This is a genomic window from Micromonospora chalcea, assembly GCF_002926165.1.
In the GTDB taxonomy this organism is placed as follows: Bacteria; Actinomycetota; Actinomycetes; order Mycobacteriales; family Micromonosporaceae; genus Micromonospora; species Micromonospora chalcea.
Genome location: NZ_MAGP01000140.1, coordinates 1 through 14,306 on the forward strand (window position 1 = coordinate 1; position 14,306 = coordinate 14,306).

Consider the following 14,306-nt stretch of genomic DNA (forward strand, 5'->3'; position numbering starts at 1 on the left):
GTGACGTGCAGGAACGGGGTCACCCGGACCAAGCCGACGGATCCGCTCCAGGACAGCAACGTCGGTCAGGCGGTGAGTCAGACCAGGCCGGGTGACCCCACCCCTACATCCTCACTGTCAGGCGTCGGCCGGGGCGGTGCGCAGGTCGGCGAGCAGGCGTTCCACCTCGGCGAACGCGGCCTGCGGCAGCGGCCCGTACGCCAGCGCTCCCAGGTTCTCCTCGGCCTGCGCCACGGTCCGGCAGCCGGGGATCGGCAGCGTGTGCGGGCTGCGGGCGAGCAGCCAGCCCAGCGCGCCCTGGGCGAGCGTGCGGCCGTCGGCGGTCAGCGCCGCACGGACCCGGGCCACCCGCTGCGCCCACTCGGCGCGCGGTACGCCGCCGGTGAACCAGTCCAGCCACTCCGGTGCCACACCGCGGACGTCGTCGCCGCCCCGGGCGGTCGGCGCGTCCTGGTACTTCGCGGTGAGCAGGCCCATCGCCAGCGGCCCTCGATTGAGGCTCGCCAGGTCGAACTCCGCGCACACCGCGAGCATGGCGGCGTTGTCCCGCAGCACCGACTGGTCGTGCTGGATCGCCGCGCAGTGCGGTCCCGCCTCGGCGAAGGCGCGCGCCGAGGCGGGGTCGTCGGTGCTCCAGCCGTACGCGCGAATCTTCCCCTCCGCGACCAGGTCCTCCAGCGTGCCGACGAGGTCCAGCGCCCGTGGCACCGGCAGGCCGCCCAGGTGGAGCTGGTAGAGGTCGACGTGGTCGGTGCCGAGCCGGCGCAGCGAACCCTCCAGGCTGCGCCGCGCGTACTCGGGACTGGCGTCCTCGCCGAGCGCCTGGCGGGTCTCCTCGTCGGTGGGATAGCCGAACTTGGTCGCGATGACCGCGCGGTCCCGGCGGCCCGCCAGCGCGCGCCCGAGTACCCGCTCGCTGTGCCCGGCGCCGTAGTTGCTGGAGGTGTCGAACAGCGTCGCGCCCAGGTCGAGAGCCCGGTGGACGGTACGCACCGACTCGTCGTCGTCCACCTCGCCCCAGCCCAGCGGCTGCGTGCCGTCCCAGAGCGGACCGCCGATCGCCCAGCAGCCCATGCCGATCGCGCTGACCTCGATGCCGCTGCGGCCCAGCCGTCGTGTCGTCGTCATGCGCCCAGTGTTCACTTTCGAGTGTGCTCGAAGTCCAGCGCTTTTCCGGCCAGCCGGGGCAGCAGCGGCAGGAGCGGCGCCACCGCGTCGGCGCGTACCGCGAAGTGGGTGACGCCCCAGCGGCGCTCGTGCCCGGCCACCGCCGCGACGATCTCGTCGGGCGTGCCGGCCAGCACGAACGGGGTGGCCAGCACCTCCGCCGGGGTGAGCCCGGTCTCGGCGGCAGTTGTGGCGGCGGCCGCCTCGGCGTCGTCGGTGACCGCGACGTGCTGGACCAGCGCCTCCAGCAGCGGCGGCGTCTCCCGGCCGGCCGCTCCGGCCGCGACGTGGGCGAGCTGCGCCTCGATCTGGTCGGCCCGCCACCGGACGCTGTGCTGGTGGCCGTCGGCCAGGGTGCGGCCGAAGCCGGTCAGACCGACCACGTCGGCGTGCTTCCCGGCCCAGCGCAGCAGCGTCGAGTTGGCCGTGCCGACGGTCAGCGGGATCCGGTCCTGCACCGGGCGCGGCCGGTGCAGGCGTGCCGCGTACGCGGTCAGCTCCTCGGTGTCCACAGTGACCTCGTCGCCGGCCAGCAGCGCCCGTACCGCCTCGGCCACTGCGACGCAGCGGCGGACCCGGGCGGCGACGTCCGGGCGCTCGCGCCCGACGGCCCGCCACTCGGCCGGGGTGTGGCCGGCGCCGAGCCCGAGCCGGGCCCGCCCGCCGGAGACCACGTCCAGCGTGGCCACGTCGGCGGCGAGCAGGATCGGTTCCCGGACAGCGGCGTTGGAGACGTACGAGCCGAGGCCCAGCGTGCTGGTCACGGCTCCGGCGGCGGCCAGCGCGACGAACGGCGACGCGCAGTCGCCCGGATGGTCGGCGGCGAACAGCGCGTCGAAACCGGCCGCCTCGACGGTGCGGGCCAGCTCGGTCCAGCTCGCCGCGTCGGTGGGATGGGCCTGTACGGAGAAGGTCGCCATCGCCTCAGCATCGGCGCGCGCCGGGCCGCGAGCCACCCCGCGCGCGCCGATTCTGCCGACGGCCGAACGTCACACGGCGTCGAGGCGGGCCAGGTCGGCGGGGGAGAGGCGCAGCGCGGCGGCGGCGACGTTCTGCTCCAGGTGCGCCGGGTCGCCGGTGCCGGGGATGGCCAGCACGTTCGGGCCGCGGGCCAGCGTCCACGCCAGCCGGACCTGGGCCGCCGTCACGCCGTGCTCCCGGGCCACCGCGAGCACCTCCGGGTGCTCCTCGCCGGTCGCGCCGGCCTCCCGACCGCTGGTGACGAGGGAGAAGAACGGCACGAACGCGGTGCCGTGCGCGGCGCAGTCACGGATCAGCTCGTCGTGCTGACGGCGGTAGCCCAGGCCGTACGAGTTCTGCACACACACCACCGGTGCGATGGCGCGCGCCTCGGTGACCTGGTGGGGGCGTACGGCGGAGACGCCGAGGTGCCGGATCAGCCCGGCGTCGCGCAGCTCGGCGAGCGCGCCGAAGTGCTCGGACAGCGGCTCCGGGCCGTGCACCCGCAGGTTCACCACGTCCAGGTGGTCGCGGCCGAGCTGGCGCAGGTTCTCCTCCACCTGGCCGCGCAGCTGGTCCGGGCGGGCCGCCGGCAGCCACTGCCCGGACGGGTCCTTGCCCGGCCCGACCTTGGTCACGATGACCAGATCCTCCGGGTACGGCCACAGCGCCCGGTTGATCAGCTCGTTGGCCGAGCGCAGCGGCGAGAAGTAGAACGCGGCCGTGTCGATGTGGTTGACGCCCAGCTCGACGGCGCGGCGCAGCACGGCGACGGCCCGGTCGCGGTCGCTCGGGCTGCCGTCGGCGTTCGCGGTCAGCCGCATCGCGCCCAGGCCCATCCGGTTGACGGTCAGGTCGCCGAGCTGCCAGGCGCCGGCCGCGCCGGCGTGGACGGTGTCGATGGTCATGTGGCCCCCGTATCCCTCAGGTGTGGCCCCGCGGCGGGGCCGACAGGTTTCACGGAGGCGGCGGGCCGGTGGTTCACTCGCCTTCGTCGCGGTCGTCGGGCCGTTCGTGCCAGCGGGCCCGCCAGGCCGCCTCGTGCGCCTCGTGGCTGGCGCGTTCCTCGAAGACCAGCTTCCGCAGGGCCCGCCGGCCCTCGTCGAAGACGATCACTTCGACGGCCACCATACCCACGGTGATGGCGGTGAGCATGCCCAGCGCGGCCAGCCCCGGCACCCGTTCCGCGACCGGGATGCTCAGGCCGAGCAGCAACGCCGTCGCGACCCGCGTCCAGCTCAGCGTGCGCAGGGTACGGAGCTGGAACAGCATGTTGCCGCAGAGATAGCAGATCACGCCGCCGAACAGCAGCGGCACGCTCGGCCCGTGCCCCGGCTCGCTGGGCGGCACGTTCGGGTCGGCGATGCCGTGCACTATCGTCTCGGCGCCGAGCGCGAACAGGATGATGCCCGCGATCATCGGCAGGAACAGGTAGGCGTACGCGTCCCGGGCCATCGCCACCCGGGGGCCGTCCTGCGCGACGTGCAACGCGATCCGGGCGGCCGGCCCGATCATGTCGTAGTGCGCCCACCAGAGCGCGGCGGTGAAGAAGATGCCGAGCACGGCCGCGGTCACGGCCGGCCAGGTGGGCGGCTGGCCGAGCAGGTTGCTGCCGACGCCGACCGAGATCACGGACTCGCCCAGCGCGATGATCAGGATCAGGTCGTACCGCTCGGTCCAGTGTTCGGCCGATGCGACGCCCCAGCCCCAGGTGCCGGCGAGGATGCCGGTGCCGTACTGGAGCAGGACGACCACCGCCCACAGCACGTCGCGGAGCACCGCCGCGGAGAACAGGTCGTCGATCCTCGGCGGCAGCAGCGCGGCGACCAGCAGCAGCGCGGTGCTGCCGATCAACTCCGGGGCGAACCGGAGGAGTTGCCGGCGCTCGTTCGGGCTGTCCCGGACCGCGTGCCGGTACAGCAGCAGGTGGATCAACCGCAGGACGGTGTAGCTGAGCGCCGCGACCATCGGCCCGGCCGCGTTGCCGGTCGGGTCCCGGAACGCCTGTGGCAGCGACAGCGCGAACGTGAACAGCGCGGCCATGCCGACTGTCATGAGCACCGGGACGAAGCCTTCGCCGAGGCGTACCCGGGTGGCGACCACGCTGTGCACCACCCACGACCACCAGAGCACGGCGAGGACCAGCAGCGCGTGCAGCAGCGCCCCGCCGGTCACCTGCAGGGCGGTGGCCCGGGTGATGATGAAGAACGAGAAGACGAAGACCAGGTCGAAGAAGATCTCGAACCGGTCGACGCGGGCGCCCGGGGCCACCGGCACCGCCGGCCCCAGGCGTCCCCGCCACCGGTTCGAGCCCACCGGCCGAGTCTGTCAGCGCAGGTCGGGCCGGGTGGCCGATTCGGTCAGCCCGTCCGGTGGCGCAGGCCGTCCATCAGCAGGTCGAGCAGGCGTCCGGCCTGGGCGTGCTGGTCCGGCTCGCCGGCCACCAGGGACACCCCGCTGAGGCTGGCGAGCACGTCGGCGGCGGCCACGTCGGCGCGTACGGCACCGGCCGCCGCGCCGGCGGCGAGGAGTTCGCCGAGCGCGGCCAGCAGCAGGTCGCGGCTCTGCGCGTACGGGTTGGCGCCGGAGGCGATGACCAGCCGCAGGGCGTCGGCCATGCCCCGCTTGGTGGCGAGGTAGTCGACGAACCGGTCCATCCACGTGCGCAGCGCCACGTCGGCGGGCCGGTTGGCGAGCAGCGCCGGCGCGGCGTCGCAGAGCTTCTCCAGCTCGTTGCGGTACGCCGCCTCGATGAGCGCTTCCCGGCTGGGGAAGTGGCGGTAGAGCGTGCCGATCCCGACCCCGGCCTCCTTGGCGACGCGGTCGAGCGTTACCTCCGCGCCCGCCTGGGAAAACGCCTGCACCGCGGCGTCCAGCAGGCGCTGCCGGTTGCGCAGCGCGTCGGCGCGCAGCGGTCGGTCGGGCACGGTTCCTCCTCGGCTCGACCGGGTCGCGGGCCCCGGTCGGTGGTAACCGGAGTCTCCTCCGGTTATGCTGAGCAAGTAACGGAGGATCCTCCGCTTCTCATCGTAGCGGGCGGACATCGGTCCGCGTCGCCGTCGACAAGGATGGACCATGACAACCCCGACACCAGTCACGACCCCGTTCGACTCCGAGACCACCGCCCTGGAAGTGGTCCGCGACCTGGACCTGACCGGCCGGCGGGCCGTCGTCACCGGCGGCGCCTCCGGGATCGGCGTGGAGACCGCCCGCGCGCTCGCCTCCGCCGGAGCGGACGTCACCCTCGCCGTCCGCAACACCGAGGCCGGTCAGCGCGCCGCCGCCGAGCTCACCGGCGCCACCGGCAACGACCGGATCCTGGTCGCCCCGCTCGACCTGGACGATCTCGCGTCGGTGGCCGCGTTCGTCCGGAACTGGGACGGGCCGCTGCACATGCTCGTCAACAACGCCGGGATCATGGCCTCCCCGGAGATGCGTACCGAGCAGGGCTGGGAGATGCAGTTCGCCACGAACCACCTCGGGCACTTCGCGCTCGCCACCGGACTGCGCCCGGCGCTCGCCGCGGCCGGTGGCGCGCGGATCGTCTCGGTCAGCTCGGCCGCCCACCTGCGGTCGCCGGTGGAGTTCTCCGACATCCACTTCCGGCAGCGGCCGTACGACCCGTGGCTGGCGTACGGGCAGTCCAAGACCGCGAACGTGCTGTTCGCGGTGGAGGCGACCCGCCGCTGGGCCGACGACGGCATCTGGGCCAACGCGCTGATGCCCGGCGCGATCCGGACCAACCTGCAGCGCTACATCACCGAGGAGGAGTTGGCCCGGATGCGCGCGCAGAGCGGTGGCGGCGCGGCCTCGTTCAAGACCCCGGAGCAGGGCGCGGCGACCTCGGTGCTGGTCGCCACCTCACCGCTGCTCGACGGCGTCGGCGGCCGGTACTTCGAGGACTGCCAGGAGGCCGGGCCGAACCAGCCGGGCACGCGGACCGGCTGGGCGCCGTACGCCCGGGACCCGGAGGCCGCCGAGCAGCTCTGGACGGTATCCGAGGAGCACCTGAAGGGCTGAGGCCGCTGACGACGAAGGGGGCGCGCGGCATGTCGCCGCGCGCCCCCTCGCCGTCTCGGATCTACAGACCCAGCTCGGCCTCGAAGTTGCCGGCCTCCAGCCGCTCCTTCACCGCGGTGAGGAAACGGGCCGCGTCGGCGCCGTCGATCAGCCGGTGGTCGTACGACATGGCCAGGTAGACCATCGACCGGATCGCCACGACCTCGCCCAGCTCCGGGTCGTTCACCACGACCGGGCGCTTCACCACAGCGCCCGTGCCGAGCATCGCCGACTGCGGCGACGGCACGATCGGGGTGTCGAACAGGGCGCCCCGGCTGCCGGTGTTGGTGAGCGTGAACGTCGCCCCGGCCATCTCGTCCGGGGTGATCTTGTTGGCCCGGGTGCGCTCGGCCAGGTCGGCGATCCGCTTGGCGATGCCGCCCATGTTCAGGTCACCGGCGTTGTGGATGACCGGCACGAGCAGGCCGCGCTCGGTGTCCACGGCGATGCCCAGGTGCTCCGCGGCCGGGTAGGTGATCGTCCCGCCCTCCAGGTCCATGCTGGCCTGGACGATCGGGTACGTCTGGAGCGCCTCGACGGCGGCGAGCGCGAAGAACGGCAGGAACGACAGCTTCACGCCGTGCTTGGCCTGGAACGACTCCTTCGCCCGCGCGCGCAGCTTCGCGACCCGGGTGACGTCCACCTCGACCACGGTGGTCAGCTGGGCCGTCTCGTGCAGCGACTGCTGCATCCGCTTGGCGATGGTGGCCCGGATACGCGGCAGCTTCTCCGTCGTACCCCGCTTGGCGCTCGGCTGCGGCTTGGCGGCCGGCTGGGCCGGCGCCTCCGCCTTCGCGGCCGGAGCGGCGGCGGTCGGCGCGGGCTTGGCGGCCTTCGCCTTCTCCGCCGCCTCCAGCACGTCCTGCTTGCGGATGCGGCCACCCACGCCGGTGCCCTTGACCGAGCCCAGGTCCACGCCGTGCTCGGCGGCGAGCTTGCGCACCAGCGGCGTCACGTACCCGGCGGAGTCCTCGCCGTGCTCGGCCGGAACGCTCCGGCGCTGCGTGGCGGCCGGCGCGGCCGGCTGGGCCGCCGCCTCGGCCTTGGCCGGCTGCGCGGCCTGCTCCGCCTCGGCGGCCGGCTCGTTGTAGGCCGCGCCCGGCGTCGGCTCCTCGACCTTCGGCTCCGGCTTGGGCTCCGGCTTGGGCTCGGGCTTCGCCTCGGCCTTGGGCTCCGGCTTGGGCTCGGGCTTCGGCTCCGCCTTCGCGGGCGCGGCACCGGCCACCCCGACGATCGCCAGCACGGCGCCGACGTCGGCGGTCTCGTCCTCGGCGACCTTGATCTCCTGCAGCGTGCCGGCGACCGGCGACGGGATCTCGGTGTCGACCTTGTCGGTGGAGACCTCCAGCAGCGGCTCGTCCACCTCGACGGTCTCACCGACCTGCTTGAGCCAGCGGGTGACGGTGCCCTCGGTGACGCTCTCGCCCAGGGCCGGCATGGTCACCGGCGTGCCCTCGCCCGACGACGCCGCCGGCTGGGCCGGCTCCTCGACGGCCGGCTGCTCGGCCTCGGCGCCCGGCTCGGCGGCGGCCTCCTCGGCCTGCTGCTCCGGCTCGGGGCCGGTGCCCTCGGCGGCGGCGGTCGGCTCGGTGGCCGGCTCGGCCTCCTGCTTCGGGGCCGCGCCCGCGTCCTCGCCCTCAGCGGCGATGACCGCCAGCTCGCTGCCGACCTCGGCGGTCTCGTCGTCGCCGACCACGATCCGGCTCAGCACGCCCGCCGCGGGGGACGGGATCTCGGTGTCGACCTTGTCGGTCGACACCTCGAGCAGGGGCTCGTCGACCTCGACGGTGTCACCCTCCTGCTTGAGCCAGCGCGTGACGGTGCCCTCGGTGACGCTCTCGCCGAGCCGGGGCATGGTGACCGATACCGGCATGTTCTCCAGACTCCTTCATTCCCTGGTGGGATTCTCGCCCGTCGCCGGACGCCGCGGTTGTCGTGTCAGGCGTGCGCGTGCAGCGGCTTGCCGGCCAGGGCCAGGTGCGCCTCGCCCAGAGCCTCGTTCTGCGTCGGGTGGGCGTGCACGAGCTGCGCCACCTCGGCCGGGTACGCCTCCCAGTTGTAGATGAGCTGCGCCTCGCCGATCAGCTCACCGACCCGGGCGCCGACCATGTGCACGCCGACCACCGGGCCGTCGTCCACCCGGACCAGCTTCACGTGGCCCGCGGTCTTGAGGATCTGGCTCTTGCCGTTGCCGCCCAGGTTGTAGTTGTACGTCTTGATCTTGTCGGCGCCGTACTGCTCCTTGGCCTTCGCCTCGGTCAGGCCGACCGACGCCAGCTCCGGGTCGCAGTACGTCACGCGCGGGATGCCGGCCTCGTCGATCACGGCCGGGCTCTTCCCGGCGATCTCCTCGGCGACGAAGATGCCCTGCTGGAAGCCGCGGTGCGCGAGCTGCAGGCCGGGCACGATGTCGCCGACCGCGTAGACGTTCGGCACGCTGGTGCGCAGCCGCTCGTCGGTCAGCACGTAACCGCGGTCCATCTTGACGCCCTGCTCCTCGTAGCCGAGGCCGGCGGTGTTCGGGCCGCGGCCCACGGCGACCAGCAGCAGCTCGGCCTCGACCGTGTCACCGCCCTGAATCGTCAGCTTCACGCCCTTGTCGGTCTTCTCGACCTTCTCGAACGGCTTGCCGACCTTGAAGTTGATCTTCCGCTTGCGGAACGCCCGCTCCAGCGCCTTCGACGACTCCTCGTCCTCGGCGGCGACCAGGCGGGGCAGCGCCTCGACGATGGTCACGTCCACGCCGAAGGACTTCCAGACGCTGGCGAACTCGACGCCGATCACGCCGCCGCCGAGCACGATCGCCGAGGACGGCACGCGGTCCAGGGTCAGGGCGTGGTCGCTGGTGATGATCCGCTCGCCGTCGACGTCCAGGCCGGGCAGGCTCTTCGCGTACGAGCCGGAGGCCAGCACGACGTTACGGCCGGTGTAGCGCTTGCCGTCCACCTCGACGACGTTCTTGCCGACCAGCTTGCCGGCGCCCGCCACGAAGGTGATCTTCTTGCTGCTGCCCACCAGGCCCTGCAGGCCCTTGTACAGGCGGGAGATCACGCCGTCCTTGTACGAGTTGACCGCCTTCATGTCGATGCCCACCAGCTCGGCCTTCACGCCGAACTGCTCGGACTCGCGGGTCTGGTCGGCGATCTCGGCGGCGTGCAGCAGCGCCTTGGTCGGGATGCACCCGTTGTGCAGGCACGTCCCGCCGAGCTTGCTCTTCTCGATGAGGGCGACGGAGAGGTCCAGCTGGGCGGCACGCAGCGCCGCCGCGTAGCCGCCGCTACCACCTCCGAGGATGACGATGTCGAAGGTCGTGTCGTTCGGCTCGCTCACATCCAACTCCCAGGTCGCGTCACTGCATCGGGGGTTACGGCGGAGTAACAGGCACACCCCACCTCGGTCATCTTGTCACCACCACGGACCGGGCGCGTACCGAGGTGCCCAACGACACGTCGGTGACACGTACCCTTGGCACCGTCCTCGATGACGGCTTGGGGGAGGAGTGGATTCGGTGGGGTTGTTCCGACGACGAAAGCGGGCCGCCCCGGCGAGCCGCGACCGTGCCGCCGACCGCGCCGATCTGGACCACTTGGAGAACTTCGTCCGGACCCGTAAGGGCGTCGAGGCGTACATCGAACCCCGTACGACGGTCACCGAGACCACGATCATGCTGATCGCCGACGACGGCGAGTGGACCCGGCGGCGCGTGGGCGGGCCGGACGAGGCCCGCCGCTGGGCGCACCGGATCGCCATCCCGATCTACGACGTGCGGCTGATGGGCTATCCGCAGCGCATGCGCGACTACAACGAACGCCGCAAGCGTCGTCCCGAGTTGTTCTGAGCGGGCGCGGGCGCGGGTGTTAAAAAGGGCCCCTTCTACAACGCGAGGCGTTAAGAAGGGGCCCTTCCTTACACGTCAGCCGTTGGTGGCGACGTCCTCGACCAGGTGCACGAGCGTACGCACCGGCACGCCGGTGCCGCCCTTGGTCCAGTAGCCGGTCGCCTCGCCCGAGTGGTAACCCGGACCGGCGATGTCGATGTGCGCCCACGCCACGTCGTCGGTGACGAACTCGCGCAGGAACACGCCGCCCTGCAGCATGTGCCCGGCCCGGTCCATCCCGGCGTTGACCTGCGAGATGTCCGCGACGTCCGACTCCATGCCCTTGCGCACGTCGTCCGGCAGCGGCATCGGCCAGGCCGGCTCACCGGTCGCGTCACCGGCCACCCGCACCCGCTCGCACAGCTCCGGGGTGCCCATCACACCGGCGATCCGCTTGCCCAGCGCGATCACCTGCCCGCCGGTCAGCGTGGAGGTCTCGAACAGGTAGTCCGCGCCGTCCGCGCAGGCCCGCGCCATCGCGTCGGCCAGCACCATCCGGCCCTCGGCGTCGGTGTTCAGCACCTCCACCTTCTTGCCGTTGAACATGCTGATCACGTCGCCCGGCCGGTAGCTGGCGCCCGACGGCATGTTCTCCGCCATCGGCAGGTAGCCGGTGACGGTGACCGACGGCTTGAGCGCCGCGATCGCCAGCATGGCCGCGCCGACCGCCGCCGCGCCGGCCATGTCCGACTTCATCTCCCACATGCCCTGCGCCGGCTTGATCGAGATGCCGCCGGTGTCGAACGTGATGCCCTTGCCGACCAGCGCGACCCGCTTGCCGTTGCCGCCGCCCTCCGGCGTCCAGGTGAGCTTCACCAGCCGCGGCGGGGCCTCGGAGCCCTGGCCGACGGCGAGGATGCCGCCGTAGCCACCGGCCTTGAGCGCCGCCTCGTCCAGCACCTCGACCTCCAGCCCCGCCTCGCGGGCGGCGGCGGAGACGGCGTCGGCGAACGCCGGGGGACGCAGCTCGTTCGGCGCGGTGTTCACCCAGTCCCGGCTGGTCCGCACCGCGCCGGCTACCGCCTGCGCCCGCGCGACCTCGGCCTGGGCGGTCGCGTCGGCCGCGTCCGGCACCGCCACCAGCACCTCGGCCACCGGCTCACGGCGGGCCGGCTGCGGCTTGGTCTTGTAGCCGGCGAACCGGTAGCCGCCCAGCAGCGCGCCCTCGGCGACCGCGCGCAGCGCGGCCGGGGCGTCGGCGTCGTCGGGCAGCGGCAGGGCCAGGGCGACGCGCGCCGCGCCGGCCAGCGCCCGTACGGCGGCGCCGGCGGCCCGGCGCAGCGACTCCGGGGCCGGAGCGGCGCCCGAGGGCTCCGGGCCGAGGCCGACGGCCACGACCAGCGGGGCGGTCACGGTGCCCAGCGTGGCCAGCTTGATCACCTCGCCCGGGCCACCTGTCGCGCCGAGCAGGGCCAGCGTCTCGGTCAGCTTTCCGTCGAACGCGGCGGCGATGCTCTCCCCGCCGGTGGCCAGCAGCAGGGCGTGGGCGGGTGCGCCGCTGCCCGGCTCGGTGGTCTGGCTGTGCACGCCGATCACGATCGCGTCGACGGCGAGTTCGGCGGGGTCGGTGTCGACCAGGCTGAGGGTGGTGCGGGGCGATGTCACGAAAGCTACTCCGGGCGGGCCGGGCCGGCCGCGTCGTCGCGTACCGGCGGTGAAGGTGTCTCCGGCGGCAACCTACCCGCCGGAAGGCGTGGGTGTCCCGCCGATGCGCGCCGACGGGATCCCGCCGATGCTAACCACAGTCGTCGCGGCCGGTAAGTTGCCACCCATGACCGAGGTGACCTCCGACGCCGCCGAGACCCGGCTGCGCCGCTCCCCGCTGCACGAGCGGCACACCGCGCTCGGCGCGAAGTTCGCCCCCTTCGGGGGCTGGCAGATGCCGCTGGAGTACGCCGGTGGCGGCGTGCTCAAGGAGCACACCGCCGTCCGCGAGGGCGTCGGCGTGTTCGACGTCTCGCACCTGGGCAAGATCCGGGTCACCGGGCCGGGCGCGGCGGACTTCGTCAACGCCTGCCTCACCAACGACCTCGGCCGGATCGCCCCCGGTCAGGCGCAGTACACGCTCTGCTGCGACGACGCCACCGGCGGCGTGGTGGACGACATCATCGCCTACCTGCACGCCGACGACCACGTCTTCCTGATCCCCAACGCCGCGAACACCGCCGAGGTGGCCCGCCGGCTGCGCGCCGCCGCGCCCGCCGAAGTCACCGTCACCGACGAGCACGAGGCGTACGCGGTGCTCGCCGTCCAGGGCCCGCGCTCGGCGGACCTGCTGGGCGCGCTCGGCCTGCCCACCGGGCACGACTACATGAGTTTCTCCACCGCCACGCTCGACGGGGTGGAGCTGACCGTGTGCCGCACCGGCTACACCGGCGAGCTGGGCTACGAGCTGGTCGTGGCGTCCGAGCACGCGGTCGCCGTCTGGGACGCGCTCTTCGCCGCAGCCGGCGACGTCCGTGCCTGCGGCCTGGCCGCCCGGGACACGCTGCGCACCGAGATGGGCTACCCGCTGCACGGGCAGGACCTGTCCCCGGAGATCACCCCGGTGCAGGGCCGCTCCGGCTGGGCGGTGGGCTGGGACAAGCCGGCGTTCTGGGGCCGCGACGCGCTGCGCGCCGAGAAGGCCGCCGGACCCGCCCGTACGCTGCGCGGCCTGACCGCTGTCGACCGGGCCATCCCGCGCCCCGGCATGGCCGTGTACGCGGGCGACCGGCAGGTCGGCACCGTCACCAGCGGCACGTTCAGCCCGACGCTCAAGCACGGCGTCGCGCTGGCGCTCGTCGACACCGACCCGAAGCTGGCCGACGGCGAGGAGCTGGAGGTGGACATCCGGGGCCGCCGTGCCCGGATGCGCCTGACCCGGCCGCCGTTCGTCAAGCCCTCGGTGCGCTGAGGCCGGAGGCGGATCGGCCCTCGGCGCGCTGAGCCGCGCGGGTCAGTCCTCGCCGCGCTCCCCGGCGTCGAGGACTGCCTGCGTCCAGCCGCCCTCCAGCACGCCGGTGCCGTCCAGCACCGCCCAGTCGACCACGTCCGACGCCTCCACCACCACGGGTGAGCCGATCCGTACGCTCGGGTCGGTGTTGGCGTCGCTGGCGCTCGCGCCGACGATCCGTTCCGGGCTCTCCCACGAGGTCACCCCGGCCCAGACGTACTCGGGGCCGTCGTCGCCGGGCAGCCCGTACTTGACCACGAGCTGGCTCTCCTCGGGCAGCCGCCCGGCCAGGAACCGGGCCCGGATGTCGCCGAGCGCCTCCCGGGCGGTCTCCACCGCGCGGCTCATCGCGTCACCGGTGCGGGTGTAGCGCACGTCCGGCTGGATGCCGTTGAACAGCGTCGCGCAGGCGGCGGCGAAGTAGCGGCCGGGCGGACCCGGATGCCCGGGCGGCGGGTTGAGGCTCAGGAACGAGTCGGCGTCCGGGTCGGTGGCCGGGTCCAGCTCCAGCCGCAGCAGCACCGGCGCGGTCGCGCCGTGCTGCTCCGGATTGCCGTACGCCACGGCGATGTCGTGCCCGGTCACCGTGGCCAGCACGGGAAGCTGCACGAACGCCGGCACCTCCTCGCCGGCCAGCCCGTCGGTCCAGTCCCGCAGCAGCCGCCGGGCCGCGCCGGTCATCACCGCGCCCCACGCCCGGGTCAGGTGGTCCGGCACGCCCTGGGCCTGCAACTCCAGCAGGCCGAACCGGCGCAGCCCCTTCGTGGTGAACCACAGCCCGTCGGAGTCCGAGGAGTAGGGCACCAGCACCCAGTCGACGAGCCGGATCCGGCCCTGCTCGTCGAGCCGCGAGCGCAGCGCCGCCGCCGGGTCGAGGAACTGGAGGCCGAAGACGTCCACCACGTCCCCGCCGACCGTCTCGGCGACCGCGGCGGCCACCGCGCGGGCGGCCCACTCGTGCGCGGGCGGCCAGCCCGGCCGGTACTCGGCCTGCACCACCACCAGGTGGGTGGCGGCGGCCAGCCGGGCCAGTTGCTCCTCGGTGGCGCCGAACGCGGTGAGCAGGTCCGGCGGCAGCTCGGGGAACTCGTCGACGGTACGGGTGTCGACGGTCATCAGCGGGCTGTCGAGCATCTGCTTGGCCAGCCCGTGCACCGGCTCGGCGAGCCGCCCGGCCAGCCCTTCCACTGCGGTCTTCGGGCTCACCTTGGGCAGCCCGGTGATCGGCACCAGATAGGTCGCGTCGAGCGACTCGGGCACCGGTACCGGCAGGAAGTCGTCCGTGATGAGCATGCCGTCCCCCTCGAC

Annotated in this window: 12 protein-coding genes; 3 read left to right on the forward strand and 9 right to left on the reverse strand. The window is 73.5% G+C overall.

All coding sequences use genetic code 11. The features are described from left to right. Positions 1-117: 117 nt before the first annotated feature. From BAW75_RS23515 to BAW75_RS23535, 5 genes are all read right to left on the reverse strand, one after another. Positions 118-1,128 (reverse strand): aldo/keto reductase, encoded by a 1,011-nt coding sequence (locus tag BAW75_RS23515; RefSeq protein ID WP_104114950.1) that lies wholly within the window; start codon positions 1,126-1,128, stop codon positions 118-120. 11 nt (positions 1,129-1,139) lie between these two features. Then, complete coding sequence (locus BAW75_RS23520; RefSeq protein WP_104114951.1) at positions 1,140-2,087, reverse strand: LLM class flavin-dependent oxidoreductase; 948 nt, start codon at positions 2,085-2,087, stop codon at positions 1,140-1,142. 69 nt (positions 2,088-2,156) lie between these two features. Further along, entirely contained in the window at positions 2,157-3,035 is an 879-nt protein-coding gene (locus BAW75_RS23525) for an oxidoreductase (protein WP_064448296.1), read from the reverse strand. A 73-nt stretch (positions 3,036-3,108) separates the two neighbouring features. Then, positions 3,109-4,443: a low temperature requirement protein A gene (locus tag BAW75_RS23530; RefSeq protein ID WP_043329334.1), complete on the reverse strand. Its 1,335-nt coding sequence runs from the start codon at positions 4,441-4,443 to the stop codon at positions 3,109-3,111. A gap of 44 nt (positions 4,444-4,487) precedes the next feature. Then, on the reverse strand, positions 4,488-5,054 hold the full coding sequence (locus tag BAW75_RS23535; RefSeq protein WP_104114952.1) for a TetR/AcrR family transcriptional regulator: 567 nt from the start codon (positions 5,052-5,054) through the stop codon (positions 4,488-4,490). Between the two features lie 148 nt (positions 5,055-5,202). Between BAW75_RS23535 and BAW75_RS23540 the strand changes: the two genes are divergently transcribed. Then, a complete protein-coding gene (locus tag BAW75_RS23540; RefSeq protein ID WP_104114953.1) occupies positions 5,203-6,147 on the forward strand; it encodes an SDR family NAD(P)-dependent oxidoreductase in 945 nt (314 codons plus the stop codon). A gap of 61 nt (positions 6,148-6,208) precedes the next feature. Here the strand turns inward: BAW75_RS23540 and sucB are convergent, their stop codons facing one another. Both sucB and lpdA read right to left on the reverse strand, forming a co-directional pair. Next, complete coding sequence (gene sucB, locus BAW75_RS23545; RefSeq protein ID WP_104114954.1) at positions 6,209-8,059, reverse strand: 2-oxoglutarate dehydrogenase, E2 component, dihydrolipoamide succinyltransferase; 1,851 nt, start codon at positions 8,057-8,059, stop codon at positions 6,209-6,211. 65 nt (positions 8,060-8,124) lie between these two features. After that, positions 8,125-9,516 (reverse strand): dihydrolipoyl dehydrogenase, encoded by a 1,392-nt coding sequence (gene lpdA / locus BAW75_RS23550; RefSeq protein WP_043329337.1) that lies wholly within the window; start codon positions 9,514-9,516, stop codon positions 8,125-8,127. 178 nt (positions 9,517-9,694) lie between these two features. On the opposite strand from lpdA, the gene BAW75_RS23555 reads away from it, so the two are divergent. Continuing rightward, positions 9,695-10,024: a hypothetical protein gene (locus BAW75_RS23555; RefSeq protein WP_013287729.1), complete on the forward strand. Its 330-nt coding sequence runs from the start codon at positions 9,695-9,697 to the stop codon at positions 10,022-10,024. A 75-nt stretch (positions 10,025-10,099) separates the two neighbouring features. Here the strand turns inward: BAW75_RS23555 and BAW75_RS23560 are convergent, their stop codons facing one another. After that, positions 10,100-11,668 (reverse strand): leucyl aminopeptidase, encoded by a 1,569-nt coding sequence (locus tag BAW75_RS23560; RefSeq protein WP_064448300.1) that lies wholly within the window; start codon positions 11,666-11,668, stop codon positions 10,100-10,102. Between the two features lie 166 nt (positions 11,669-11,834). Between BAW75_RS23560 and gcvT the strand changes: the two genes are divergently transcribed. After that, positions 11,835-12,959 (forward strand): glycine cleavage system aminomethyltransferase GcvT, encoded by a 1,125-nt coding sequence (gcvT, locus tag BAW75_RS23565; protein ID WP_167435612.1) that lies wholly within the window; start codon positions 11,835-11,837, stop codon positions 12,957-12,959. A 42-nt stretch (positions 12,960-13,001) separates the two neighbouring features. Here the strand turns inward: gcvT and BAW75_RS23570 are convergent, their stop codons facing one another. Then, a complete protein-coding gene (locus BAW75_RS23570) occupies positions 13,002-14,291 on the reverse strand; it encodes a DUF2314 domain-containing protein (RefSeq protein WP_104114955.1) in 1,290 nt (429 codons plus the stop codon). Positions 14,292-14,306: the final 15 nt, after the last annotated feature.